The organism is Pseudomonas sp. MWU16-30323, from assembly GCF_020515595.1.
Classification (GTDB): Bacteria; Pseudomonadota; Gammaproteobacteria; order Pseudomonadales; family Pseudomonadaceae; genus Aquipseudomonas; species Aquipseudomonas yamanorum.
In genome coordinates this window covers 181,117-205,075 of record NZ_JAIWYM010000005.1, presented here as the reverse complement: position 1 = coordinate 205,075, position 23,959 = coordinate 181,117, and the positions used below count along the sequence as shown (strand labels likewise).

The following is a 23,959-nucleotide window of genomic DNA, read 5'->3' as shown; positions in this document are numbered from 1 at the left end:
TGCGGCTCACTCGACAACCGGCATCCAGCGACGAATACGTCGTTCCAGGCGCCCGGACAGGTAGTTGGAGGCCAATGTCACCAGGTAATACAAGGCGGCGGCCGTGAGGTAGAACAACAGGTAATGCCGGGTCGAGCCCGCCGCCTGTTTGGCGGTGTACAGCAGTTCGTTGGTGCCCACCACGCTGATCAGCGCACTGTCCTTGATCAGGTTGATCCACAGGTTGGACATGCCAGCCAGGGCGTACGGCGCCATGATCGGCAGGGTCACCCGACGGAACAGGCCAACGCCGCTCAAGCCAAAGGCCCGCGCCGCTTCGATCTGGCCGTGGGGGATCGCGAGGATCGCCGCGCGGAAAATCTCCGAGGCGTACGCGCCTTGCACCAGCCCCAGTACCAGGACGGCTACCAGCGGGCCGCTGATGTTGAACTGCGCAAACCCCAGCCACAGCATCAGCGCGTTGAGGCCCATGGAACCTGCGTAATACAGCAGCAGAATCAGCAGCAACTCGGGCACTGCGCGAAAGACTGTGGTGTAGCCGCGCATCAGCATCGCTATCGGGCGCGGTGCACTGAGCTTGGCGCAGGCCACCACCAGGCCGATCAGCAGCCCCACCGCAAACGAGCCGGCGGAGATCTGCAGGGTCATCCATAACCCTTTGAGCAATGCATTGCCCCAGCCTTGCTCGCTGAAGTTGAGTAGATCGAACATTGCGGCTCCCTATTTCGATGACACGCAGTGACCCTGTGGCGAGGGCGCTTGCTGTGGCAAGGGAGCTTGCTGTGGCGAGGGAGCTTGCTCCCGCTGGACTGCGCAGCAGGCCCATTTTTTGGGGGCGCTTCGCACCCCAGCGGGAGCAAGCTCCCTCGCCACAAGCACTCCCTTTCTACCGGGTTAGTTTGTGTAGGGGCTGTCGCAGACTTTGCTCACATAGGCCGGCGTGTCGGCCCTTTTGCACGGGCTGACCGATACCCCAAACACGCTCTGGGACAGGTCGGCGTAGTCCTTGCTCACCAGCAACTCACCGATGGCCTTGTCCAGGCGGGCCTTGAGTTCGGTGTCTTCCTTGCGCAGGCCGGCCCCCACGCCGCGGCCGATGATCGGGTCGTAAGGCACTTCGGCGATTTCCGCCAGGCCCTGGGCTTCGGGGGTCTTGACCATCATGGCGATGGCGACACCGTCGGCCATCATCAGGTCGGTGCGCCCGGCGATCAGGTCGGCGTTGGCCGATTCCTGGGTGTCGTAGTACTTCAGGTCAGCAATGTTCTCGTAGTACTTCTTCAGGTAGTTGGCGCTGACGGTGGAGATCTGCACGCCGATGATCTTGCCCTTCAACCCCGCCGGCGTGACCTCGACGGTGGTGCCCTTGGGGCCGGCAATGCCCAGCAGCGAATCGTAGTAGGCGCGACTGAAGGCGATCTGTTTTTCGCGCTCCTCGGTGACCGACATCGAAGAGAAAATCACGTCGATTTTCTTCGCCAGCAACGACGGTATAATCCCGTCCCACGCCACTTCCTTGATCTGACACTCGGCTTTCATCAAGCCGCAGAGCTTGTGGATCAGGTCCACCTCAAAGCCGGACCATTCACCGTTGCCGCCCTTCACCGTGAACGGCGGGTAGGGTTCCGCCGCTACGGCGAACACAATGGGTTTCTCCGCCGCCAACGCCGTACCTGCCGCCAGCATCAACACTGCACTGCTCAACCACTGTGCCAATCGTTTGGATTTCATGATCTTGCCCCGTCTTTTTTTGGAGTTAGCGAGTTTGATGCGCGTTGACGAACTGCCGGCAACGTTCACTGCGTGGGTCGATAAACACTGAGTCCGGCGAGCCGGTTTCCTCGATCAGGCCTTGGTGCAAAAACGCGACTTTGGATGACACGTCCCGGGCGAATGCCATTTCATGGGTCACCAGGATCATGGTGCGGCCCTCTTCCGCCAGGGAGCGAATCACCCGCAACACTTCGCCCACCAGTTCCGGGTCGAGGGCCGAAGTGGGTTCGTCGAACAGCATCACTTTGGGGCGCATGGCCAGGGCGCGGGCGATGGCCACCCGTTGCTGCTGGCCGCCGGAGAGGAACGCCGGGTATTCGTTGCGCTTGGCGGCCAGGCCAACCCGGTCGAGCAAGGCTTCGGCGCGTTCGATGGCTTCGGCCCGGCTTTCCCGCAGCACCTGGATCGGCGCTTCGATAAGGTTTTCCAGGACCGTGCGATGGGGCCACAGGTTGAAATTCTGGAACACCATGCCGAGTGTCGAGCGAATCCGCACCAGCTGCTTGGCGTCAGCCACCAGTGGTGCGCCGGGCCGGCCATAGTTGAGTTTGATGCTTTCGCCGTCGACATGAATGCTGCCCTGGTCCGGCACCTCGAGCATGTTGATGCAGCGCAGCAAGGTGCTTTTGCCCGAGCCGCTGGCGCCGATCAGCGAGATCACTTCGCCTTCGTGGGCGGTCAGGGAGATGCCCTTGAGCACTTCGATATTGCCGAAGCGTTTGTGCAGGTCGAGCACCTCGATCATCTTCTTCGCCGCGACCGGCTGCACGCTGATGATTTTCGCCGCAGGTTCTATTCGTGGTTCACGGGACAGCTTGGCGACGAAGCGGCTGATGCGTTCACAGGCTTCGGCCAGCCGCGCTTCACCCAAGGTGAACGACAGCCGCACAAAGCCCTGGGCCGGTTCGCCGAAGGCAGCGGCATCCAAGACGGACACCCCCGCTTCGCGAAACAGGCGCCAGGCGAAATCCAGGGAGCTGAGGCCTGTGTCCCGCACATCCACCAGCACAAACATGCCGGCCTGCGGAGCGCGTACGTGGATGCCCGGGCAACCGCTGAGGCCTGCCACCACCAGGTCGCGGCGGCGACGGTAGGTTTCACGCATGCCCTGGGTGACTTCATCGTGGGCCAGCACGGCGGTGGTCGCGGCCTCCATCACAAACCCTGGCAAGCCGTACAGCATGCTCAATACCAGCGTTTCCGCATGGGCCACCATGGCAGGTTCAGCCATGATCCAGCCGATGCGCCAGCCGGTCATGGCGTGGGATTTGGACAGGCTGCCAATCACGATGCACCGTTCGGCCATGCCCGGCAGCGCCGCCAGGCTGTGGTACTCGCCATCGAACACCAGGCTTTCATAGACCTCGTCCACCACCACCCACAGTTCATGCTCGATCGCCAGGTCGGCAATCGCTTGCAGCTCCTGGGGATTGAGCACCACGCCGGTGGGGTTGTTGGGGTTGGAGAAGAAGATCGCCCGAGTACGCGGCGTGATGGCAGCGGCCAGCAGTGCCGGGTCGAGGCGAAAGCCCGAGTCGGCCGAACACGGCACCCGCACCAGCGTCGCGCCGCTGGCCTTGAGGGTGGCTTCGTAGGTGACGTACATCGGGTCGAGGACAAGCACTTCATCACCGGCCTGTAACAGGCACAGTGAAGTGACGAATAAGGCGTTCTGTGCGCCGGCCACGGTGATGACGTTTTCAGCGTTCAGCGGGCGAACCAGGGACTGGCTATAGCGGGCGGCGATGGCCTCGCGCAGTGCCGGGCGGCCGGGGATTTCGGTGTAGTGGGTGTCGCCCTGGCGCAGGGCCTCGACGGCGGCGTCGGTGATGAACGAAGGTGTGGCGAAATCCGGGTCGCCGACACTCAGGATGATGATGTCTTCGCCTTTGCTGCTGGCCTGGAAGGCGGCGTGGTGAATGTCCCAGGCGGCTACGCCCTGCCCTGCAATTCGCTCAACAAAGGGTGAAAACCGCATGCCAGTGCCTCTCGTTCAATCAGAAAAAGCGCAAGCCCGCCTGTTACCAGGCAGGGGGTGCAGCCAACATAATTGAAACTGAACACTCGTTCAACGGCAAATTTCACGGGATGTCGTTAACAGCTAAAACAGGTCGTTGTGGTGGTTTGCCCATCAGGTTGCACTGGTGGTCCTGCAGTTCTTCGGCGGAGGCCAGGTTCCACTCCTTGAGGGTCAAGTGCGTGGTCAGCAGCACGAAGTTGCCGTTCGCACCCGGTGTCACCAGCAAGCTGTAGCTGGCCATGGCATCGCCCTGGGCCTGCACGTAGTCGTTCAGGATGGCCAACGGGTCACGCTGGTCGAAGTCCGCCGCCGACAAGGTGCGGGCACTGTAGGTGTGCCCCAGCAGTTTTACCGGCAGGGTTTGCCAGTGTTCGTCGAGGGTTGCGGCGCGTTCGTCGAGGGTGTTGAAAATGTCGGGGCGCAGGCAGGCGATGTGAATGTGCAGCTGGTTTTGCGTGCGGCCATACCGCGAGTTGATCGCCAGGGACACATAGCGGTCGGCAATCGGCGTTTGCAGGCCGGCGGAGAGCACGTCGTGGTGTTTCCAGGCCAGGGCAAAGTAATGGGGCAACAGGTCACGGGTCAGGGCGACGTCTTCGATGCCGGTGACTTTATCGGTGGGGATCAGCAAGTCCTGATACGGGCCGTTGAGGTCCTTGAGCAACGCGTAGCCCTTGTCCGGGTCGACCTTGAGGCAGGGGCTGGGGTTGTGGTGCTGGTTCTGATCAGGCACGCATTGGCGGCTGACGATCTGCCACAACACATCAGGATTGCCCCGCCATTTCCAGGCGCCCACCAACACCACTGCACACAGCAAACCACCGACGCTCTTGAATACGGTACTGCGCTTCATGCCAAAAACCTCAACGCCAAAGGGATGCCTTTTGTTGTTTTGCAGCCGCAGACATCCCTGTCGCAAAGGTTAACGCTGGGCAGGGGCCATGAATTCCGGCCCTACCGGATCTTTTATCGTGCTGGCGAGGATACGGTCGATATGTTGCAGGTCATCGGCACTCAGTTGCCAGCCGAATGCATCCTCGATGCCTTTCAGTTGGTCCGGACGACGGGCGCCCCACAGCGCAATCGTCGGGCCCTGGTCCAGCACCCAGCGTAATGCCAGGGCCAGCACTGACTTGCCGTGGCATTCGCGGGCATACACGTCCAATGCCGCCACCGCCGCCAGGTATTGCTCAAACCGTGGCGCCTTGAATTTCGGGTCGAGCTTGCGCACATCATCCCCGTTAAAGCGCGTGGCGGCGTGCATGCTGCCGGTCAACAGGCCCCGGCACAGGGAGCCGTAGGCCAATACCACCAGGGCGTTTTGCTTGGCATAAGGCAGGATATCGCTGTCGATCGCCCGTTCGAACAGGTTGTAGGGTGGCTGCACCGTGTCCAGGTGGGTGTACTGACGGAAGTCGTCCATTTGCGCAGGCGAATAATTGCTCACGCCCACGGCGAGGATCTTGCCTTCGCGGCGCAGTTTTTCCAGCTCGCAGGCGGTCTCCTCCTGGGTCACCAGCGGGTCGGGCCAGTGAATCTGGTAGAGGTCGATGTAGTCGGTTTCCAGGCGCACCAGCGAGTCTTCCACTTCCTTGCGAATGCGCTGGGCCGTGGCGTTGCGGCGCACGGTGCCGTCGTCCCATTGCAGCCCGGCCTTGGTGGCGATCACGGCGTTATGGCGCACACCCTGCAGCGCGCGGCCGATCAGTTCTTCAGACAGCCCGAGGCCGTAGACCGGCGCGCTGTCGATAAAGTTGATGCCGCTGTCCAGGGCATGGCGAATGGTCTTGATCGACACTTCATTGTCGGCGCCGCCCCACATCGAACCGCCCATGGACCAGGTACCCAGGGCAATCCGCGAGACGGCCTTGTCGATGCCCGGGATCTTGATGGTTTCGATACTCATGAAAAAGCCTCCGCCAGAAACAATCAGTAAAAAAACGATTACTCTAGATCATCCGTGGTTGAATCGGGCTCAACGGCGCGTGCAACCCAAACCCCACAAAAGGTGCTTGATATGGCTGCGTTCAACCGTTCCGAGTTGGCCGACCTGAATGTGTTCATGGCGATCATCCGTCGCCGCAGTTTCCGGCATGCCGCCCATGAGCTGGGCGTCACCACTTCGGCCCTGAGCCACACCATGCGCAACCTGGAAACCCGCCTGGGGGTCAAGTTGCTCTACCGCACCAGCCGCGCCGTGGAGCCTACCGATGCCGGGACGGTGCTGGCGGAAAAACTCAGTGCCGGTTTTGCGACGATTCAGGACGGCCTCGATACCCTTGGACTTTACCGCGAGGCACCGATTGGCCGGCTACGCCTGAATGTGCCACGGGATGCGGCGGTGTTGCTTGTCTCGCCCATCCTGGGTGAGTTCACCCGCGCTTACCCGCAATTGCGCCTGGATGTGATGATTGATGACCGCATGCTCGACATCGTCGCCGAAGGCTACGACGCGGGTATCCGCTATGGCGCTACGGTGCCCCAGGACATGGTGGCCGTGCCGCTGACCGGCGAGCTGCGCTGGATCATGGTCGCTTCCCCCGCGTATCTCAAGCAGGCCGGAACGCCTTCGGTACCCAAGGACTTGCTCGCGCACTCCTGCGTGCGCATGTACCTGGGGGACAAGACCACCTACAAGTGGGAACTGGGCAACGGCGCCCGCCAGCAGCGCCTCGACGTGCCCGGCCACTTCAGTGCGGCGGACACACAAACCATCGTCGACGCGGCGCTGCAAGGCGTGGGCATTGCCTATTGCCTGGAAAATCGCGTGCTGTCGGAGCTGGCCGACGGTCGTCTGGTGCAGGTGCTGCCTGACTGGACCTGTATCGGCGCGCCGTTGTGCATGTACTACCCGAGCCGCCGGCAGTCGCAGCCGGGGTTGCGGCAACTGATCGACATGATTCGCCTGAAAACCACTGGCTCGCCGTGGATGGAATCACATTGAACCTGCACCGGGCCGCGCTCCTCAAACCTGGATAGACCACGGCCCGGTGCACGCTTGATGACTTTTATTCTGTGGATGGCCGTACTCGGCGCAGTGTTGCTCATCCTCGCCCTAACCTCCTCCTACCTGCGCTGGATGCCCGTCACCACCTCGGCGGTCTGCCTGCTGCTGGGTGTCTGCATTGGCCCGTTGGGCATGGACCTGCTGCACCTGGACATCAAGGGCTCTGCCCGCTGGATGGAACACCTGACGGAAGTCGCGGTGCTGTTTTCGCTGTTTGTCAGCGGGCTGAAACTGCGCCTGCCCCTCAAGCACCGAACCTGGCGCATTGCCTTTGGCATGGCCGGTCCGGTGATGCTCTTGACCATCCTCGGCACGTGCCTGGTGTTGCATTGGCTGCTGGGGTTGTCGTGGGGGGTGTCGCTGTTGGTGGGGGCGATTCTGGCGCCCACCGACCCGGTGCTGGCGGGCCTGGTGCAGGTGAATAACGCTCAGGACTATGACTCGCTGCGTTTCGGCCTCTCAGGCGAGGCCGGACTGAACGACGGTACGGCCTTCCCTTTCGTGATCTTTGCGCTGATCTTCATGCAGCACGGCGGCTTCGACGGTGACTGGCTGGGCGGCTGGGTCCTGAAAAACCTGCTCTGGGCCGTGCCTGCCGGGCTGCTGGTTGGGTATTGGATGGGCCGGGGCATCGGTCGCCTCACCCTGAAGATGCGGATCACCAATGCCGACAGCACCCTGTCACCGAATGATTACCTGACGCTGGCCCTGATCGCCCTGGCCTACGTGGTGGCCGAAGCCATCGGCGGCTATGGGTTTCTGTCGGTATTCGCCGCCGGCCTCGGGCTGCGCCAGGCCGAGTTCAAGTCCACCGGCAATTCACAAACCCCCGCCGAGCACCTCGCCCAGCCCGTGGTTGGCCATATGGAAGTGGAACCGGAGCATGCGTTGCATGGAGACGTCGGGCAACTGCAGGACACGCAGATCGCCGCCGGGGTGATGATGGGCGACATGCTCGCCTTCGGCAGCCTGGTGGAGCGTTCCATGGAAGTGTTTCTGGTGACCCTGCTGGGGGTGGTACTGGTCAGCCATTGGGACTGGCGGGCACTGGCGGTGGGCGCGTTGCTGTTTGGCGTGATCCGCCCCCTCAGCGTGCTGTCGATGCCCTGGGGCCGCTTGCTGGATCGCCATCAGCGCGGGTTGATGGGCTGGTTCGGGATTCGCGGGATCGGCAGCATCTACTACCTGTTCTATGCCATCAACCACGGGCTGGTGGGCACCAGCAGCGCGGTGGCGGTGAACCTGACGCTGTCAGTCATTGCCCTGAGCATCGTCGTTCATGGTCTCAGCACGCAGCCGATGCTGGCGTGGTATGAACGACGTGCCCAGGCACAACAATGACGTCTACTCCTGGTTTTCGGTGTTGCCGACGTCGGCGGCATCATCCAGGTCGTTAAGGGGTACTTCGGCATCATCCATCAATGAACCCGGGTCTTCATTGCCCGGGTCATTGAGTTCATCGTCTTCGTCTAGTTCAACTGACATGACCGTCTCCTCTAACCGCCTTGGGTATCGATATCGGCATCGGTTTCAGGCTTGGGCTCGCGCTCGGGCTTGAAGTCAGGACTGTAGTCGTTTTCCTTGGCCTTTGGGTCACTGGCAGGCTTCGGGTCTTTCGGTGCGTCGGCCGCGGTGCCTGGCGCCGGTTCGCCGCGGTCGATGGCGGGATCGTTGCGGTTGCTGGTTTGCGGGTCGTTGTCTGTGCTCATGGCTCACCTCTGTTGGAAAACGCAGACTGCGTAAAGGTAAGGTCCTGTGGGGGTCGGTGAAGTTCCAATTGCTTACGAGCCAGGATTGTCCACCTGGATATAGAACGCATAGGCCCCCAGGATTACCCAGAACACCATGAACAGCCACGGCGCGCGCATCGAGAACAACAGCGATTTGCGATAGCCCTTGTGGGATGACTCCATCTCACTGAACAGCGGCGATTCATCGTAAGCCAGGCCCATTACCGGCTCGCTGCGCAGCAGTTCGCTCTGCTTGTAGTGCCAGTGATCAATGATGTCGTAGGCCGCCCGGATGCCCGGCCAGGCGTTGAGGGAGCTGAGGATGCCCAGCAGCGCGAGGAATACCGGCACCACCAGGGTGAACAGCTTGCCCCATTCCGGGTTGAGGTTGCCCATGCCGGAAACGAAGGCGATCACCAGGAACGACTGCGCCGTGAGGTAGGCGTCGGTACGGTTGGCCAGGATGCTGGTCTCGTACTGGATCTCCCGCCGGTAGAAATCGAGACGGTCCTTGGGCGAGCCGAAAATCTTCGCGTTGTGTTCGCTGTGGTCGGTCAGGCTCGATTCCGGCGTGTCGGGTGAAATGATTCTGGGCACATCCGTGCTCCGTGCTGGACTGAGACCCATTAGAAGAATCGGGCCGGCGCGAAGTTCAAGTTTGTTCATGCGCCAATTTGGGGCGCGCCCCGCCCCCTGTAGGAGCGAGCTTGCTCGCGAAGGGCGTCAACGAGAATGCTGGCATCCTGACTGAACGTGGCGTTCTCAGGTTTTTCGCGAGCAAGCTCGCTCCTACAGGGATTTCGGCACAGGCATTGCTTTATCCATTCATCTGCCCGGATACAGGAGCAATCGTTACCCCCCGACCCAGAGCCCACCCAAAAAGAAAGTAAGGACCAGGCCTGCTGGCACCATCAGCCACGGGCTCATAAAAAAATGCGTTTTCTAAAGCGGCAGTGCCAAAGCGCAGTTAGTCCCGGCACTGACAAGGTAATTGGAATGGCTCGATCTTTCTTTGATGAAATGAATGACGCACAAGGCGTTTGCCGTGCGCACTATCAGGAATTCTCCCGCTGGCTGGCCAATACGCCGCCAGAACTGCTGGCCCAGCGCCGCCGTGAAGCCGACCTGCTGTTTCACCGCGCCGGGATCACCTTCACCCTGTATGGCGACGAGCAGGACACCGAGCGCCTGATCCCCTTCGACATCATTCCCCGCAGCATCCCTGCCAGTGAGTGGAGCGTCATCGAACGCGGCTGTATCCAGCGGGTGAATGCGCTGAACATGTTCCTCGCCGACATCTACCACGACCAGCGCATCATCAAGGCCGGGATCATTCCCGCCGAGCAGGTCCTCGGTAACGAGGGTTACCAGAAAGCCATGGTTGGACTGGACCTGCACCGCGATATCTACTCGCACATCTCCGGGGTCGACCTGGTGCGCGATGGCGACGGCACCTACTACGTGCTCGAAGACAACCTGCGCACTCCCAGCGGCGTGAGCTACATGCTCGAAGACCGCAAGATGATGATGCGCCTGTTCCCGGAGGTGTTCGCCAAGCAACGCATCGCCCCGGTGGACCACTACCCCAACCTGCTGCTCAAGACCCTGAAAAGCGCCAGCCGCCTGGACAACCCCAACGTGGTGGTGCTGACGCCGGGCCGCTTTAACAGCGCGTTTTTTGAACATGCGTTCCTGGCCCGGGAAATGGGCGTGGAACTGGTGGAAGGCGCCGACCTGTTCGTGCACGACCTCAAGGTATTCATGCGCACCACCGATGGCCCGAAGGCCGTTGATGTGATCTACCGCCGTATTGACGACGCCTTCCTCGACCCGCAAGCCTTCAACCCCGACTCGATGCTCGGCGTGCCCGGCCTGGTCGCCGCCTACTGCGCCGGCAACGTAGTACTGGCGAATGCCATCGGCACCGGCGTGGCGGATGACAAGTCGATCTACCCCTATGTGCCGGAAATGATCCGCTTCTACCTGGATGAAGAGCCGATCCTGCAAAACGTGCCGACTTTCCAGTGCCGCAAGCCCGATGAGCTGTCCCACGTGCTGGCGCACCTGCCGGAACTGGTGGTCAAGGAAACCCAGGGCTCCGGCGGCTACGGCATGCTGGTGGGCCCTGCGTCCACTGCGGCCGAAATCGAGGACTTCCGGCAACGCATCAAGGCCCGCCCCCACGCCTACATCGCCCAACCGACCTTGAGCCTGTCCACCTGCCCGACCTTTGTTGAAAACGGCATCGCGCCGCGGCATATCGACCTGCGGCCCTTCGTGCTCTCGGGCAAGGAAACCCGCCTGGTGCCCGGAGGCTTGACCCGCGTGGCACTGCGCGAAGGCTCATTGATCGTCAACTCGTCGCAAGGCGGCGGAACCAAGGACACCTGGGTGGTGGAGGGCTGAATATGCTGAGTAGAACCGCCGCAGATCTGTATTGGATGTCCCGTTACCTGGAGCGGGCCGAGAACCTGGCCCGCATGCTCGAAGTCAGTTATTCGCTGTCGTTGATGCCCCAGGCCGGGCGCAGTGACGGGCTCGACGAGCTGGCCATGTCGCTGCTCAGCAGCGGCACCCTGGACAGTTACCTGGAACGCCACCAGCAACTGGACGCCGAGCGCATGTTGCATTTCTTCGCCCTCGACGAGGAAAACCCGGCGAGCATCTATAACTGCCTGCGGGCGGCGCGGGGTAATGCCCACGCGGTACGTGGGCGGATCACCGCCGATATGTGGGAAAACCTCAATGCCACCTGGCTGGAGATGCGCAGCATCGCGGCCGGCGGCCTGGCCCGCCATGGCATCAGCCACTTTTGTGACTGGGTGAAGCAGCGCTCGCACCTGTTCCGTGGGGCGACATCCGGGACAATCATGCGCAACGACGCCTATCGGTTTATTCGGCTCGGCACCTTTGTCGAGCGGGCGGATAACACCTTGCGCCTGCTGGATGCGCGGTACGAGATGTTTGGCGAAGAGTCCGAAGAAGTCAGCGATCTCTCGGCACGCGGGTATTACCAGTGGAGCGCGCTGTTACGGGCGCTGTCTTCCTTTGAGGCGTACACCGAGCTGTACCCGAACGCGTTGAATGCGCGGTCGGTGTCGGAGTTATTGCTGTTGCGCAGTGATGTGCCGCGCTCGTTGCATGCGTGTATCGAGGAGTTGAGCCATATCCTGGCGGACCTGCCGGGGAGTTATGGGCGTACGGCCCAGCGTTTGGCGGCGGAGTTTGAAGCGCGGCTGCGGTATACCGGGATTGATGAAATTCTGGAGGACGGACTCCACAGCCGGCTGACGGAATTTATCGACACCGTGCGGGAGTTGGCTCGGGCGATTCATAGCTCCTACCTGGAAGTGATCTGATGTGCGGCTGTGATCGTTCCCACGCTCCGCGTGGGAATGAATCCGGTGACGCTCCGCGTCACGCCTTCAAAAGCGGACGCAGAGCGCAGGAACGATCGTGACGGCTGTGATGTGCGGCTCAATCATGTAACTGTCATTTCGGATCATTGATCCGGCCCTGGTGCCGCTCTTATGTTGGTGGGGTGCAACGCCCCGCCCATCATAAGAACAGGTGCCCAACATGTCCGAACAACTGAACCTCTCTCCCCAGGCCGCCCACAGCCTCAAGCGCTGGCACGCCATGCTCGTTGCCGGTGACCTCAAGGCCCTGCCCGAATTGCTGGCCCCCGACGCAGTCTTCCGCTCGCCCATGGCCCACACGCCCTACCCCGGCGCGCCCGTGGTGTCGATGATCCTCAACACCGTGTTCAACGTCTTTGAAGACTTCACCTACCACCGTGAGCTGGCCACCGCCGACGGTCAAAGCGTGGTGCTGGAGTTCAGCGCGCGGGTGGGTGACAAGCAGCTCAAGGGCATCGACTTGATACGCTTTAACGAACAAGGGCAGATCATCGAGTTTGAAGTGATGATCCGCCCCTTGAGCGGGCTGCAAGCCCTCGGTGAGGAAATGGGCCGGCGCCTGGCGCCTTACCTGGCGAAAGCCAAGGGCTGAATGTCTACTGGTTTTTCACCAGCACCGGTTCTGCGCGGTACTGCTCAGGGAACAGTTTTTTCAGCTGGGCCACCTTGGGCAGGTCGTTGATCACAATGTAGGGGTACGACGGGTTTTCCGTCAGGAAGTCCTGATGGTAGGACTCCGCCGGGTAGAAGGCCTTGCCCATTTCGATGGTGGTCACGATCGGCTTGTCGAAGGCCTTGGCGGCGTCGAGTTGAGCGATGTAGGCCTGGGCGACTGTTTGCTGTTCGGCGTTCTGGACGAAGATCGCCGAGCGGTACTGGGTGCCGCTGTCCGGGCCCTGGCGGTTGAGTTCCGTAGGGTTGTGGGCCACCGAGAAGTAGATCTGCAGCAGCTTGCCGTAGCTGACCTTGCTCGGGTCGTAGGTCACCGAGACGGATTCGGCGTGGCCAGTATCGCCGCCGCTGACGCTTTCGTATTGGGCGGTGCTGGCCGCGCCGCCGTCATAGCCGGAGACCGCATTTTTCACCCCTTGCACATGCTGGAACACACCCTGCACGCCCCAGAAGCAGCCACCAGCGAACACGGCGGTTTGCAGGGTGCTGCCGTTTGCCGGCAGGTCTATGGCCGGCGGCGCAATCACCACCGCGTCGTCGGACGGGCCGAAAGAGAACGCCGAGCTGTGGCCGACAAAGGCAGCGAAGGCAAGGGCCGGTAAGTACTTAAGCAGTTTCATCTCAGTCACTCCGAAACATCAGAATAAACGCGGTCAACTGTGGGTGGCTTGCCTGCGATGGCGGCGGTGAATTCAACATCGCTATCCCAGGCAAGCCAGCTCCCACATTGATCGGATTAACCCTGCAGAATTTCGCTATGGGTTAGCCGAAGGTGAAGGCGTAGGCCGCCACTTGCGGGTCTAGAAACTCGATGGTGAAGGTCCGGTCCTTGACCGCCCCCGGCTGACGAACAAGCTGGTACAAGCGCTGCTCAGTCACCGTGCCACTGCCATCCGGAGCAACGTCGGTGCCATGGGCATCCCCCGGCGCCTGCCCGTCTATGCTGACCTTGAAGCGCACCGGCTTGCCGTCGGCGCCTGGGCCCAGCACCAGGTGCAGGTCACGGGCGTGGAAGCGGTAGACGATCTTGCCGTGGGCCGCCGCGAGGGTGGCTTGCTGGCCGCCGACGTTCCATTGGCCTTCCAGGGTCCAGTTATTCAGCGCGAGATTGCCGGCTGACGGGTAGTTCACGACTTTGTCGGTACCCAGGGTGCCGGTGGTCACGAAGTTCTCGGCGCGCTGGAAGCCCAGGTAGGTTTCCGGCGACTGCACTTCGTTCATGTCCGGTGCGGCCTGGATGCCCTTGGCGTCGGCTTCGATCAAGCCGCCCGCCACCTTGGTAGCGCCCGCCTCACGCAGCAGTTGCTGGATCACCCGTTCGGACTCGGCGTAGTCACCCTCGCCAAAATGGTGGTAGCGGATCTGGCCCTTGGCATCGGCAAAGTAGTGCGCCGGCCAGTACTGGTTATTGAACGCGCGCCAGATCTTGTAGTTGTTATCGATGGCCACCGGGTAGGTGATGCCCAGGTCCTTCATGGCCTTGGTGACGTTGTTCACGTCGCGCTCGAAAGCGAATTCCGGAGCGTGCACACCGATCACCACCAGGCCCTGGTCGCGGTACTTCTCGGCCCAGGCCTTGACGTACGGCAAGGTGCGCAGGCAGTTGATGCAGGAGTAGGTCCAGAAATCCACCAGCACCACCTTGCCCTTCAACGCCTCGGCGGTCAGTGGCTCGGAGTTGAGCCATTGCACTGCACCGTCCAGCGCTGGCAACTGGCCTTCCACCGGCAGCGTGTCGCTGTGGTTGGCGGCCATCATCGCGCCACCGGCCATCATCGCCCCGCTCTTCTGTTCAGGCTTGGCGCTGAGTTTTTCCACCAGGCTTTGTTCCAGGCCACCGGTCGACGCCGTCGACAAGCGGGCCAGGATGCCGGTGTCCAGGCCCAGGGCAATCGCCGCCACACCCGCCAGCATCAGCGCACCCAGGCCACGGCGCAGCCATTCACCCGCGCCCAGGGAGCGCTTCATGAAGCCAAAGACTTTACCGCCGACCAGCAACGCCAAGGCCAGGGAGGTGGCAGCACCTGCGGCGTAGGCCAGCAAGAGCAAGGTAGTGCCGATACTGGCGCCTTGCAGCGCGGCGCCCGTCAGCACCAACCCCAGGATGGGCCCCGCGCACGGTGCCCACAGCAGCCCGGTGGCCACGCCGATCAGGAACGATGCGCCCGGACGCGGCCGCGAATCGGCCCCGGCGGCTTCCGAGAGGCGACTGCCCGCGGCCACCAGGGGCCGGGTCAGGCGTTCCGACAGACTGGGCAGCAGCAAGGTCAGCCCGAATAGCGCAACAAACAGCAACGCGAGCCAGCGACCGTACTGATTGACTTGCACCACCCAACCGCCGCCCACCGCCGCGAGCGAGGCGACCAGGGCGAAGGTCATCGCCATCCCCAGCAGCAGCGGCAAGCCACTGCGCAAAAACGGCTGCCCGGTGCGAGCGAAGACAAAAGGCAGAACCGGCAGGATGCACGGGCTGACAATCGTCAACACGCCGCCCAGATACGCGAGAACCAAAAGCCACATGGGGTATTCCCTTATAAGTCGACATTGAATTAAGCCGCGGTGAACGTCATGGCTGCGCCGTTCATGCAATAGCGCAGGCCGGTGGGTGCCGGGCCGTCATCGAACACGTGGCCCTGATGACCGCCGCAGCGCCGACAGTGGATTTCCTTGCGTACCACCCCGAAGGAGGTATCGACGTGGCTGGCCACGGCGTTTTCCAGGGGTTGCCAGAAACTGGGCCAGCCGGTGTGGCTTTCGAATTTGGTGGCTGAGGCATACAGGGGCAATGCGCAACCGGCGCAGGCGAAAATGCCGTTGCGGTGCTCGCTGTTGAGGGCGCTGCTGTAGGGGCGCTCGGTGCCCTCCTCCCGCAGGATCGCGTATTGCTCGGCGGTCAGCAGGGTGCGCCATTCGGCGTCGGTGTGGCTGACTTCGAAATGTTCGGCGGCTTCGGCTTCGGCGATCAGGGCGGGGCCGGCGTTGATTTTCTGCAGCAGGCCACCGGCGATAACCGCAAGCCCAAGGCCGCCGCCGGCCAGCAGCATTTGTCGACGCGTATACATGACTTTCTCCTCACACAAGTGCTGATGGCTGGCCAACCCCCTATGGCTGACAAACAAACGGTGGCGAGGGAGCTTGCTCCCGCTGGAGTGCGTAGCGCTCCCGGCTTTTTTGGGGCCGCTGCGCGACCCAGCGGGAGCAAGCTCCCTCGCCACAATGGGGGGGCGTACTGTTGCCATTGCGATGAGTAAGGTTAGGCCCGGGGTGGTCGCGGAATCCTCACGCAGAGTTAAACAATTCGTGATAACTACACTGTTGCAAAAGCCGCACAATGCGCGAATCAAGAAGACAGGTTTTTATCAATGGATCAGCCCAAACGTGTCCTGGTGGTCGAGGACGATGCGCATATTGCCGATTTGATCTGCCTGCACCTGCGGGACGAGCAGTTCGAGGTGGTTCACAGTGCCGATGGTGACGAAGGCCTGCGCCTGCTGGAGCAAGGCGGCTGGGATGCGTTGATCCTGGACCTGATGCTGCCCGGCGTCGACGGCCTGGAGATCTGCCGGCGGGCCCGGGCGATGACGCGCTACACGCCGATTATCATCACCAGTGCCCGCTCCAGCGAGTTGCATCGCATCCTTGGCCTGGAACTGGGGGCGGATGACTACCTGGCCAAGCCGTTTTCCATGCCGGAGCTGGTGGCGCGGGTCAAGGCGCTGCTGCGCCGGGTCGACGCCATGGCGCGCAACTTGAAGATGGACGCCGGCAGCCTCGACCTCGGCCAGTTGTTCATCAATCCGCTGACCCGTGACGCCACCCTGCAAGGCCAGAGGCTGGACCTCACGCCCCGGGAATTCGACCTGCTGTACTTTTTCGCCCGCCAACCGGGCAAGGTATTCTCGCGCATGGACCTGCTCAACGCCGTGTGGGGCTACAGCCACGAAGGTTACGAACACACCGTCAACACCCATATCAACCGCCTGCGGGCCAAGGTCGAGGCCGATCCGGCCAACCCGGCGCGCATCCTCACGGTGTGGGGCCGTGGCTACAAATTTGCCGAGCAATCGGCATGAGGCTGACCCTTACCCAGCGCCTGTCCCTGGTGTTCGCGCTGTTGCTGCTGATTTGCAGCGGCACGTCGGCCTGGCTGCAAGTGCGCTCCAACCACATGCACGAACTGGAAGTGGTGCAAGGCCTGTCCCGCGACCTCGCCGCGCACATCGCCCGGGATACGCAATTGATGGACGCCGACGGCCTCAAGCCGGACGCGGTGCGCAACCTGTTCAGCCAGTTGATGCTGGTCAACCCGAGTGTCGAGGTGTACCTGCTGGACATTAACGGGCGCGTGGTCGGCAACGCTGCGCCCAGCGGCCACCTGCGCCGCGACCAGGTCAACCTGGAACCAGTGCGTCGCTTCCTCAGCGGCGCGATGCTGCCGATCCTCGGCGACGACCCCCGCAGCGTCGACGGCCTCAAGGTGTTCAGCGCCGCGCCGCTGCGGGTCAACGGCCAGCAGGCCGGCTACCTGTATGTGGTGCTGCTGGGCGAAGCCCATGATGTGTTCGACGCCCGGGATGCCACCGGCATGGCACTGAACATCGCCCTGTGGTCCATCGCCCTGGTGGCGTTGCTGTGCCTGTTGGCCGGCTTGACCGCATTTGCCTGGATCACCCGGCCCTTGCGACAACTGACCGAGAAGGTCGGCCAGTTCGATATCAACGGCGCACCGAAAGTCCCGCAGGCCGTGGCGCCCGAGGTTGCCAGCCAGGATGAAATCGCCGTGCTCGACCACGCCTTCGTGCAGATGGAGAACCGCCTGGGTGAACAGTGGCGCGCCATCACCCACCAAGAGCAGGAACGCCGGGAGATGGTCGCCAATATTTCCCACGACCTGCGCACACCGCTGGCCTCCTTGCATGGCTACCTGGAAACCCTGTCCCTGAAGGACGCCAGCCTGACCCCGCAGGAACGCCGGCGCTACCTGGGCATCGCCCTCGACCAGAGCCGCAAGGTGGGCGGGCTGGCCCAGTCGCTGCTGGAACTGGTACGCCTGGAACACGGGTTTGTGCAGCCAGTTATCGAGGGCTTTTCGCTACCCGACCTGGTGCAGGACATCTTCCAGAAGTTCGAACTCACCGCGGAAGCCCGGGCGATCACCCTCACCGCCAGCCTGCCGCCGGTGGTGCCCACCGTATTGGCCGACCTGGGCCTGATCGAACGAGTACTCACCAACCTGCTGGATAACGCCCTGCGCCATACGCCGCCCAATGGCGAAGTTGAAGTGACCCTGGCCCCCAAGTCCGGTTTTGTTGAAGTCACGGTGAGCGACAGCGGCCCCGGGATTTCGCCGGATCTGCGCGAAGGCCTGTTCCTGCGCGCCTTCACCATTGGGGGGGCTCGACGCGATGGCGGCCTGGGCTTGCGCATCGTGCACCGGATCCTGCAACTGCACGGTCAGGAAATCCGCCTGATCGATGTGCCAGGGCGCGGCGCGACGTTCACGTTCGCCCTAGAAACCCGAGCAGCCGTTCGTTGACCTTGGGCCCCTGTTCGTTCTGAATCCAGTGACCGCAGTTGGCCAGGACGCTTTGTTGCAGGTTCGGCACGACCTCGGGCATGCGCTTGAGGGTGTGGGCTTCGAACACGCCGACCGGGTCGCGGTCACCGATCAGGAACAGCGTCGGCTGCAGCACCTGCCTGCCGGCGAGGAACTCAGTGCGCTGCCAGTTGCGTTCGAAGTTGCGGTACCAGTTCAAAGGGCCGCGAAAGCCGTCATTGGCGAAGGTCCGAACATACACGTCGAGGTCCTGCTGGCTGCACCAGGCCGGGAGCTTGGCCGGCAGCGGCACACCTTCCAGCAGCTTCGCGCTGGCGGGTTTCTTCTGCAGGAAAACGTCCTGGTCCTGCATGAACAGCCGTAATGTCCGCTCGATATCGGCATCCAGTTCCTTTTCGGCCACGCCCGGTGCCTGGAAGTACAGGATGTAATTGAAGCGATCGGCGTACAGCTCGCGCATGATCTCGATCACCGGCCTGCGGGAGCGTCCGGCGAACGGTACCGACATCGTCACCAGCTGGCTGACGCGCTCTGGCTCCAGCAACGCCAGGTGCCAGGCCACCACGGCGCCCCAGTCATGGCCCATCATGACGACCCGACGATGCCCGAACAGGTCCATGGCGCCCTGGATATCGGCGCACAGGGTCAGCAGGTCATAGTCGGCCACTTCCGGCGGCGCGCTGGATTGTCCATAGCCGCGCATTTCCGGGACAAACACCCGATAACCCTGGGCCACCAGCGCCGGGATCTGCTCGCGCCAGGAGTGCCAGCACTCGGGAAACCCATGCAGCAACCACACCGGCGGGCCGCTCTCGGGGCCGGCGACGTGTACATTCAACTCAATGCCGTTGACCTTGACCTTCTGCTGCTGGATTTCGCTCATCACTGGGTTCCTTGTGTGCAGACGCTTTCGTTGAGGCTGCTACAGCATCGATGATTGCACCAGCATCATTTGGGCCATCAATAACCCCATCACGGCCTTTTTGAATGGGGCGGCGCCTACGGTCACAGCTGGTTTGTCGACCCGCAGCAGAAGCTCACGGTGGTGGCACTGACCAATACGGCCTACGAAGGCATGTCCGGCCTGTTCACCCACCAGTTGCGGGATGCGGTGTATCCGTCGCAGTGATCGACCACCAGCGCGGCAATAACTGCCGTACCCGCGCTTCGCCAAACCGGTCATCAATCAGCATTACCACGCCGCGGTCCTGCTGGCTGCGGATTACCCTGCCCGCCGCCTGCACCACTTTCTGAATGCCTGGGTACAAATAGGTGTAGTCGTAGCCGGCACCGAAAATCGCACCCATCCGCAGCTTGAGCTGCTCATTCACCGGGTTGAGTTGCGCCAGGCCCAGGGTGGCGATAAATGCGCCGATCAGCCGGGTTCCCGGCAGGTCGATGCCTTCGCCGAATGCGCCGCCGAGCACGGCAAAACCGATGCCCTGGCTGTGCTGGGTGAACTGGTCGAGAAACCCCTGGCGTTCGGCTTCGGCCATGCCCCGTGACTGCTGCCACAAGGGGATGTGCGGGTGTCGCTCGGCGAGCAATTGCGCCACTTGCTGCAGATAATCGAAGCTGCTGAAGAACGCCAGGTAGTTGCCCGGCTGCTGCGCAAACTGCGCGGCGATCAGCTCGACGATGGGCTCCAGGGACGCCTGTCGATGCACAAACCGGGTGGAGATCCGGTCGACGATATGCACCTGCAACTGCTCGGCCTTGAACGGCGATTCCACATCGACCCAGGCCGTGTCCGGCGGCATTCCCAGCAAATCCGCGTAGTAATGCCGAGGGCTCAAGGTCGCGGAAAACAGCACGCTGCTGCGGGCCGCCGTCAGCCGGGGCCGAATGAATTCGGCAGGCACCACGTTGCGCAGGCACAGGTTCGAGGAGCTGCGTTTGCCGCTGAGTTCGCGCTTGCTGATGTCGAAGATGAAGTGTTCGTTGAACAGTTCGGCGACCTTGGCAAACTGCAAGGCCTCGAAGTAGAAGGCTTGCAGCTCGCCATTGAGTGCTTCGGGATGGTCGTTGAAATACTCGCCCATGGCGCTGGTGCACAGGCTCAGGGCGTGCAGCAGTTTGTCGGGTTTCTGGGCATAGGCCTGGTAAGGCGCCACTTGCTCCTTGTGCAGGGCGTTCCACTCACGGTTCAGGCGCTGGAGGGGCTTTTTCAGCGGCTCGGGCGCGATCTCCCGCAGGGTCTTGAGGGTGTATGGGTCGAGGGCTGCGCTGTACATCGAACGACCTCGGTCCACCAGGTTGTGGGCTTCGTCCACCAGCACCGCGACCCGCCACTGGTTGAGCTGCGCCAGGCCGAACAGCATGGCGCCGAAGTCGAAGTAGTAGTTGTAGTCGGCGACCACCACATCGCTCCAGCGCGCCATTTCCTGGCTCAGGTAATAGGGGCAGACGTCATGGGCCAGGGCGACTTCCCGCAGGTTGCGCTGGTCCAGCAGCCGCACGCGGGATGCGGCTTCACGGGCAGCCGGCAAGCGGTCGTAAAAGCCCTTGGCCAGTGGGCACGAGTCGCCGTGGCAGGCTTTGTCCAGGTGTTCGCAGGCCTTGTCCCGCGCCACCAGTTCCAGCACCCGCAGCGGCAAATCCGGGCTGCTGTCGTACAGCACTTGCGCGGCATCCAGCGCCAATTTGCGGCCCGGGGTCTTGGCCGTAAGGAAGAACACCTTGTCCAGTTGCTGGGGCGCCAGGGCCTTGAGCATCGGGAAGAGAGTGCCGACGGTCTTGCCAATCCCGGTAGGCGCCTGGGCCATCAGGCAGCGGCCGGTGCTGACCGCCTTGTAGACCGTTTCCGCGAGTGACCGCTGGCCGGGACGAAACGCTGCATGGGGAAAACCCAGGGCCGTTGCTGCGGCGTTGCGGGCTTCGCGCTGGTGCATTTCCTGTTCGGCCCAGCCGAGGAACAGCGCGCATTGCTGATGGAAGAATGCCTGCAGGTCGTCCGCCTGAAAGCGTTGGCTGAGCAGCGTTTCGTGCTCACCCACAATGTCGAAGTACACCAGCGCCAGGACAATCTCCGACAACCCGAGCTTCTGGCACATCAACCAGCCGTAGACCTTGACCTGGGCCCAGTGCAGTTGCCGGTGGTTGGCCGGCTGCTTGTCGAGGTCGCCGCGATAGGTTTTCACCTCTTCCAACTGGTTGCGGTCCGGGTCGTAGCCATCCGCCCTGCCCCGGACTTTCAACTGCTGGTATTCACCCTCCAGCGCAACCTCATTCTGGTAGTGCGCACTGCGCCGCGAAGCCACCGTGCGGTGGCCGACAATCCCTTCCTGGGCACTGGGAGACGGGGTAAAACGCAGGTCGAGGTCGCCGACCTTGGCGGTGAATTCACACAACGCACGCACCGCGACGCTGTAGCTCAAGCGGCCTGCTCCGCCCAGCGCACATAACACACGGTCACCGGCATCTGGTGTTCGCCGCAGAATTCCAGCCAGCGCAGTTGGTTGTCTTGCAGGCGATCGCCGGGGCCTTTGACTTCGATCATGCGGTAGGTTTTTTCCTCAGGCCAGAACTGGATCAGGTCGGGCATGCCGGCGCGGTTGGCGCGGATATCCAGCAGCAGGCGCTCGAACCAGTGACGCAGGTGCGCGGCGGGCAGGCAGTCGAGGGCCTGGTCGAGCAACTCTTCGCTGAGTACGTTCCAGAACACGAAGGGTGACTGAATGCCCCATTTGTCGGCGTAACGCTGGCGAATGGTGTGTTTGTAGCGCTCATCGTCCAGTTGGCCCAGGCACTCGGCGAACAGCTCGGCACGCCGCTGGCGAAAGTCTTCGCTGTGCAGGTCCACGGGGCCGCGCTGGAACGGGTGGAAAAACGACCCCGGCAACGGCGCGAAAATCGCCGGCCAGCACAGCAGGCCAAACAACGAATTGATCAGCGTGTTCTCGACGTAATGCACCGGCGCGCCGTGGTCGCTCAAGTGGGCCTGCACGCAATACTCCACCGACATCAACGGGTCCGGTGCCGGCAGCTCGAGGTCCAGGCGCACGATAGCCCGGGGTTTTACCTTGGGCATCGCCGGCTCGCCGAGTTTACGCCGCAGCCTGGGGATCACACGCAACAGGTGCTGCTGCTCGGCAGCGCTTTCCGGGGCCTGCTGCGCCTCACGGGCCAGCCGCATCGCCTGGGCAAAGTCCGCCTGGCGCTCCAGCACCCGGATCAGCCGAGCCCGTGCGCCGGGGTAGGTGCAACTGCGGTAGATCGCCTCCGCCAGGGCCAACTCGGCGCTGCGTTCGCAGTACTGGCCCACTTGAAATAACAGCTTGGCCCGACGCTTTTCCAGCCAGGGGTTGTCGGTGTGCAGGGTGGCGATTTGTTCCAGCACCTTATCCAGTGCCTCACCCGCTTCAAACGCCTGTTGGCACTGGTGCAGGAACAGAAAGCCGTGCACGTCGTCACGGCTGCGCAAGCCACGGGATTCGGCGCAGAACTCGACCTTTTCGTAAGTAAAAATCCCCAGGTCCGCCAGCACAAACTCCGACCAGTCCTGATAGAGATTGCCGAAGAACATCAGCCGCAAACGGTCGCACAGGTCCATCACCGTCAGGCTGTAGAGCTGATCGGCCAGGTCCGGACACCAGTGCTGAAAGCAGCGCGACTCGCAGAACTGCGTCGACAGGCCCTCCAGCCAGTCTGCCTTTTTGGCCTTGGGTTGCTCAATCCAGGGTTTGAACGCCGCCAGGATTTCCGCCTTCTGCAACAGCCCGAACAGTTCGTCAAATGACAACAGGCACTGATCCGTCACCCAGCCCTGTTCCAGCAAAGGCACGACCGCCGCGTGCACGGCGCCGATCTCGACATAGTTGAGCTTGCCCGCCCGGAAATGCGCGCCCTTGCGCATCACCATGCGCACCAGTAACGCCTGGGAAGCCTGGGGCAAGCTGTCAAATTGCTGAATGAAATGCTCTTCGTCCGGGGCCAGTAAATCGGCATAGCGCCGCCCCAGCCAATCGAGCACCTGGCGGAAGTTATGCAGGTAATAGAGCGGGTCTTCAAGGGGATTGGACATATCAGGCACGGGATCAAACACTGGTTATGCATACAGAGTGCCGTCCCTGAGTGGCTGTTGCAATCGGTAATAGATCAAAGGCACACGCAACTTTTTGCGTAATAATGATCAGATGGCTGTCAGTCACGTAAAATTTGTTCCCCCCGACCGCTCAGGCGCGGGGTTTTCGAAGGATCAGGGTAAGGGTTATGAGCATGAAGAATTTGGGTCTGGCGGTGAGTATGGTCACGTTGCTGGTATTGGCCGGTTGCTCCACGCAAACCGTGGTGACGTTGCAGAACGGCACCCAGTATTTGACCAAAGACGTGCCGAACGCGAAGACCGCTGATGGTTTCTACGAATTCACCGACATCGCCGGCAAGCATATTCGCGTCAAGGCCTCCGACGTCGCGACCGTGATGAAGGAGAAATAAAAAGGGGGAGCCCGTTGGCTCCCACTTTTCTTTGCAAGGCACGCACCTGTGGGAGCCGGGCTTGCCCGCGATGCAGACAACTCGGTTTGCCAGGTGCACCTTAGCGACCCCATCGCAGCCTCGCCAAGGCTCGACAGCTCCCACCGTTTTGTGATCGCTGTGGCCCGCGAGGCTATTGGCCACGGGGTCATTATTACGACTACGGTTACGGCCAACCCCACCGTCCGTACTGGAACCACGGTCACTGCTGGAGATAACCCAACCTGCGATACTGATTAACCCTGTGGCGAGGGAGCTTGCTCCCGCTGGGACGCGAAGCGGCCCCCCAAAATGGGCCTGCTGCGC

22 protein-coding genes and 1 pseudogene are annotated in these 23,959 nt (G+C 62.2%); 9 read left to right on the top strand and 14 right to left on the bottom strand.

Translation table 11 applies throughout. The features are described from left to right. Window positions 1–6 precede the first annotated feature (6 nt). The 5 genes from LIY45_RS08825 to LIY45_RS08800 form a co-directional block, all read right to left on the bottom strand. Window positions 7–711: an ABC transporter permease subunit gene (locus LIY45_RS08825; protein WP_017479750.1), complete on the bottom strand. Its 705-nt coding sequence runs from the start codon at window positions 709–711 to the stop codon at window positions 7–9. 183 nt (window positions 712–894) lie between these two features. Beyond that, complete coding sequence (locus LIY45_RS08820; protein ID WP_026078261.1) at window positions 895–1,731, bottom strand: transporter substrate-binding domain-containing protein; 837 nt, start codon at window positions 1,729–1,731, stop codon at window positions 895–897. A gap of 25 nt (window positions 1,732–1,756) precedes the next feature. Next, window positions 1,757–3,751 (bottom strand): aminotransferase class I/II-fold pyridoxal phosphate-dependent enzyme, encoded by a 1,995-nt coding sequence (locus LIY45_RS30770; protein WP_275948700.1) that lies wholly within the window; start codon window positions 3,749–3,751, stop codon window positions 1,757–1,759. A gap of 103 nt (window positions 3,752–3,854) precedes the next feature. Further along, complete coding sequence (locus LIY45_RS08805) at window positions 3,855–4,646, bottom strand: CDP-diacylglycerol diphosphatase (protein WP_226476025.1); 792 nt, start codon at window positions 4,644–4,646, stop codon at window positions 3,855–3,857. A gap of 69 nt (window positions 4,647–4,715) precedes the next feature. Next, window positions 4,716–5,699, bottom strand: coding sequence for an aldo/keto reductase (locus LIY45_RS08800; RefSeq protein WP_226476024.1), 984 nt, complete (start codon window positions 5,697–5,699; stop codon window positions 4,716–4,718). A 111-nt stretch (window positions 5,700–5,810) separates the two neighbouring features. Between LIY45_RS08800 and LIY45_RS08795 the strand changes: the two genes are divergently transcribed. Together LIY45_RS08795 and LIY45_RS08790 are read left to right on the top strand one after the other, a co-directional pair. Beyond that, entirely contained in the window at window positions 5,811–6,737 is a 927-nt protein-coding gene (locus LIY45_RS08795; RefSeq protein ID WP_226476023.1) for a LysR family transcriptional regulator, read from the top strand. A 57-nt stretch (window positions 6,738–6,794) separates the two neighbouring features. Then, window positions 6,795–8,141, top strand: coding sequence for a sodium:proton antiporter (locus LIY45_RS08790; protein WP_226476022.1), 1,347 nt, complete (start codon window positions 6,795–6,797; stop codon window positions 8,139–8,141). Between the two features lie 3 nt (window positions 8,142–8,144). Here the strand turns inward: LIY45_RS08790 and LIY45_RS08785 are convergent, their stop codons facing one another. The 3 genes from LIY45_RS08785 to LIY45_RS08775 all read right to left on the bottom strand — a co-directional run bounded on the left by LIY45_RS08785 (window position 8,145) and on the right by LIY45_RS08775 (window position 9,127). Then, window positions 8,145–8,285, bottom strand: a complete 141-nt coding sequence (locus LIY45_RS08785; RefSeq protein WP_017479743.1) for a hypothetical protein — start codon at window positions 8,283–8,285, stop codon at window positions 8,145–8,147. Between the two features lie 11 nt (window positions 8,286–8,296). Then, window positions 8,297–8,509, bottom strand: a complete 213-nt coding sequence (locus LIY45_RS08780; RefSeq protein ID WP_003217072.1) for a hypothetical protein — start codon at window positions 8,507–8,509, stop codon at window positions 8,297–8,299. 72 nt (window positions 8,510–8,581) lie between these two features. Beyond that, complete coding sequence (locus LIY45_RS08775; protein WP_017479742.1) at window positions 8,582–9,127, bottom strand: hypothetical protein; 546 nt, start codon at window positions 9,125–9,127, stop codon at window positions 8,582–8,584. 399 nt (window positions 9,128–9,526) lie between these two features. On the opposite strand from LIY45_RS08775, the gene LIY45_RS08770 reads away from it, so the two are divergent. From LIY45_RS08770 to LIY45_RS08760, 3 genes are all read left to right on the top strand, one after another. Further along, the gene (locus LIY45_RS08770) at window positions 9,527–10,936 is read left to right on the top strand and encodes a circularly permuted type 2 ATP-grasp protein (protein ID WP_026078259.1); all 1,410 of its coding nucleotides are present in this window, start codon (window positions 9,527–9,529) and stop codon (window positions 10,934–10,936) included. 2 nt (window positions 10,937–10,938) lie between these two features. Next, window positions 10,939–11,889, top strand: coding sequence for an alpha-E domain-containing protein (locus LIY45_RS08765; protein ID WP_226476021.1), 951 nt, complete (start codon window positions 10,939–10,941; stop codon window positions 11,887–11,889). A 220-nt stretch (window positions 11,890–12,109) separates the two neighbouring features. Beyond that, complete coding sequence (locus LIY45_RS08760) at window positions 12,110–12,541, top strand: nuclear transport factor 2 family protein (protein ID WP_010169367.1); 432 nt, start codon at window positions 12,110–12,112, stop codon at window positions 12,539–12,541. 4 nt (window positions 12,542–12,545) lie between these two features. On the opposite strand, the gene msrA is transcribed toward LIY45_RS08760, so the two are convergent. The 3 genes from msrA to msrB all read right to left on the bottom strand — a co-directional run bounded on the left by msrA (window position 12,546) and on the right by msrB (window position 15,683). Next, the gene (msrA, locus tag LIY45_RS08755) at window positions 12,546–13,241 is read right to left on the bottom strand and encodes a peptide-methionine (S)-S-oxide reductase MsrA (RefSeq protein ID WP_226476020.1); all 696 of its coding nucleotides are present in this window, start codon (window positions 13,239–13,241) and stop codon (window positions 12,546–12,548) included. Between the two features lie 142 nt (window positions 13,242–13,383). Then, window positions 13,384–15,141, bottom strand: coding sequence for a cytochrome c biogenesis protein DipZ (locus tag LIY45_RS08750; RefSeq protein WP_226476019.1), 1,758 nt, complete (start codon window positions 15,139–15,141; stop codon window positions 13,384–13,386). 29 nt (window positions 15,142–15,170) lie between these two features. Then, window positions 15,171–15,683 carry a peptide-methionine (R)-S-oxide reductase MsrB gene (gene msrB, locus LIY45_RS08745; protein WP_226476018.1) on the bottom strand — a complete coding sequence of 171 codons (513 nt, stop codon included), beginning with the start codon at window positions 15,681–15,683 and terminating at the stop codon, window positions 15,171–15,173. Between the two features lie 300 nt (window positions 15,684–15,983). On the opposite strand from msrB, the gene LIY45_RS08740 reads away from it, so the two are divergent. Further along, a complete protein-coding gene (locus LIY45_RS08740) occupies window positions 15,984–16,694 on the top strand; it encodes a response regulator transcription factor (protein WP_003217086.1) in 711 nt (236 codons plus the stop codon). After that, entirely contained in the window at window positions 16,691–18,157 is a 1,467-nt protein-coding gene (locus LIY45_RS08735; RefSeq protein WP_226476017.1) for a HAMP domain-containing sensor histidine kinase, read from the top strand. Before LIY45_RS08740 ends, LIY45_RS08735 begins: the two co-directional genes overlap by 4 nt. On the opposite strand, the gene LIY45_RS08730 is transcribed toward LIY45_RS08735, so the two are convergent. Next, a complete protein-coding gene (locus LIY45_RS08730) occupies window positions 18,120–19,061 on the bottom strand; it encodes an alpha/beta hydrolase (RefSeq protein ID WP_226476016.1) in 942 nt (313 codons plus the stop codon). The genes LIY45_RS08735 and LIY45_RS08730 overlap by 38 nt on opposite strands. 93 nt (window positions 19,062–19,154) lie before the next feature. Here LIY45_RS08730 and LIY45_RS08725 point away from each other — a divergent pair. Then, window positions 19,155–19,307, top strand: a pseudogene (locus LIY45_RS08725) (serine hydrolase); the annotation flags it as partial. Here LIY45_RS08725 and LIY45_RS08720 read toward each other — a convergent pair. Then, window positions 19,267–21,555: an ATP-dependent DNA helicase gene (locus LIY45_RS08720; protein ID WP_226476015.1), complete on the bottom strand. Its 2,289-nt coding sequence runs from the start codon at window positions 21,553–21,555 to the stop codon at window positions 19,267–19,269. The pseudogene LIY45_RS08725 and the gene LIY45_RS08720 overlap by 41 nt on opposite strands. Continuing rightward, on the bottom strand, window positions 21,552–23,201 hold the full coding sequence (locus LIY45_RS08715) for a VRR-NUC domain-containing protein (RefSeq protein ID WP_226476014.1): 1,650 nt from the start codon (window positions 23,199–23,201) through the stop codon (window positions 21,552–21,554). Before LIY45_RS08715 ends, LIY45_RS08720 begins: the two co-directional genes overlap by 4 nt. Window positions 23,202–23,389: 188 nt before the next feature. On the opposite strand from LIY45_RS08715, the gene LIY45_RS08710 reads away from it, so the two are divergent. After that, window positions 23,390–23,614, top strand: coding sequence for a YgdI/YgdR family lipoprotein (locus tag LIY45_RS08710; RefSeq protein ID WP_226476013.1), 225 nt, complete (start codon window positions 23,390–23,392; stop codon window positions 23,612–23,614). Window positions 23,615–23,959: the final 345 nt, after the last annotated feature.

Coding starts and splice junctions, on each gene's coding strand:
- LIY45_RS08735 (WP_226476017.1), top strand. CDS start 16,691: ATGAGGCTGACCCTTACCCAGCGCCTGTCCCTGGTGTTCGCGCTGTTG.
- LIY45_RS08740 (WP_003217086.1), top strand. CDS start 15,984: ATGGATCAGCCCAAACGTGTCCTGGTGGTCGAGGACGATGCGCATATT.
- LIY45_RS08770 (WP_026078259.1), top strand. CDS start 9,527: ATGGCTCGATCTTTCTTTGATGAAATGAATGACGCACAAGGCGTTTGC.
- LIY45_RS08785 (WP_017479743.1), bottom strand. CDS start 8,285: ATGTCAGTTGAACTAGACGAAGACGATGAACTCAATGACCCGGGCAAT.
- msrA (WP_226476020.1), bottom strand. CDS start 13,241: ATGAAACTGCTTAAGTACTTACCGGCCCTTGCCTTCGCTGCCTTTGTC.
- LIY45_RS30770 (WP_275948700.1), bottom strand. CDS start 3,751: ATGCGGTTTTCACCCTTTGTTGAGCGAATTGCAGGGCAGGGCGTAGCC.
- LIY45_RS08805 (WP_226476025.1), bottom strand. CDS start 4,646: ATGAAGCGCAGTACCGTATTCAAGAGCGTCGGTGGTTTGCTGTGTGCA.
- LIY45_RS08765 (WP_226476021.1), top strand. CDS start 10,939: ATGCTGAGTAGAACCGCCGCAGATCTGTATTGGATGTCCCGTTACCTG.
- LIY45_RS08780 (WP_003217072.1), bottom strand. CDS start 8,509: ATGAGCACAGACAACGACCCGCAAACCAGCAACCGCAACGATCCCGCC.
- LIY45_RS08730 (WP_226476016.1), bottom strand. CDS start 19,061: ATGAGCGAAATCCAGCAGCAGAAGGTCAAGGTCAACGGCATTGAGTTG.
- LIY45_RS08820 (WP_026078261.1), bottom strand. CDS start 1,731: ATGAAATCCAAACGATTGGCACAGTGGTTGAGCAGTGCAGTGTTGATG.
- LIY45_RS08760 (WP_010169367.1), top strand. CDS start 12,110: ATGTCCGAACAACTGAACCTCTCTCCCCAGGCCGCCCACAGCCTCAAG.
- LIY45_RS08710 (WP_226476013.1), top strand. CDS start 23,390: ATGAGCATGAAGAATTTGGGTCTGGCGGTGAGTATGGTCACGTTGCTG.
- LIY45_RS08795 (WP_226476023.1), top strand. CDS start 5,811: ATGGCTGCGTTCAACCGTTCCGAGTTGGCCGACCTGAATGTGTTCATG.
- LIY45_RS08800 (WP_226476024.1), bottom strand. CDS start 5,699: ATGAGTATCGAAACCATCAAGATCCCGGGCATCGACAAGGCCGTCTCG.
- LIY45_RS08825 (WP_017479750.1), bottom strand. CDS start 711: ATGTTCGATCTACTCAACTTCAGCGAGCAAGGCTGGGGCAATGCATTG.
- msrB (WP_226476018.1), bottom strand. CDS start 15,683: ATGTATACGCGTCGACAAATGCTGCTGGCCGGCGGCGGCCTTGGGCTT.
- LIY45_RS08790 (WP_226476022.1), top strand. CDS start 6,795: ATGACTTTTATTCTGTGGATGGCCGTACTCGGCGCAGTGTTGCTCATC.
- LIY45_RS08750 (WP_226476019.1), bottom strand. CDS start 15,141: ATGTGGCTTTTGGTTCTCGCGTATCTGGGCGGCGTGTTGACGATTGTC.
- LIY45_RS08715 (WP_226476014.1), bottom strand. CDS start 23,201: ATGTCCAATCCCCTTGAAGACCCGCTCTATTACCTGCATAACTTCCGC.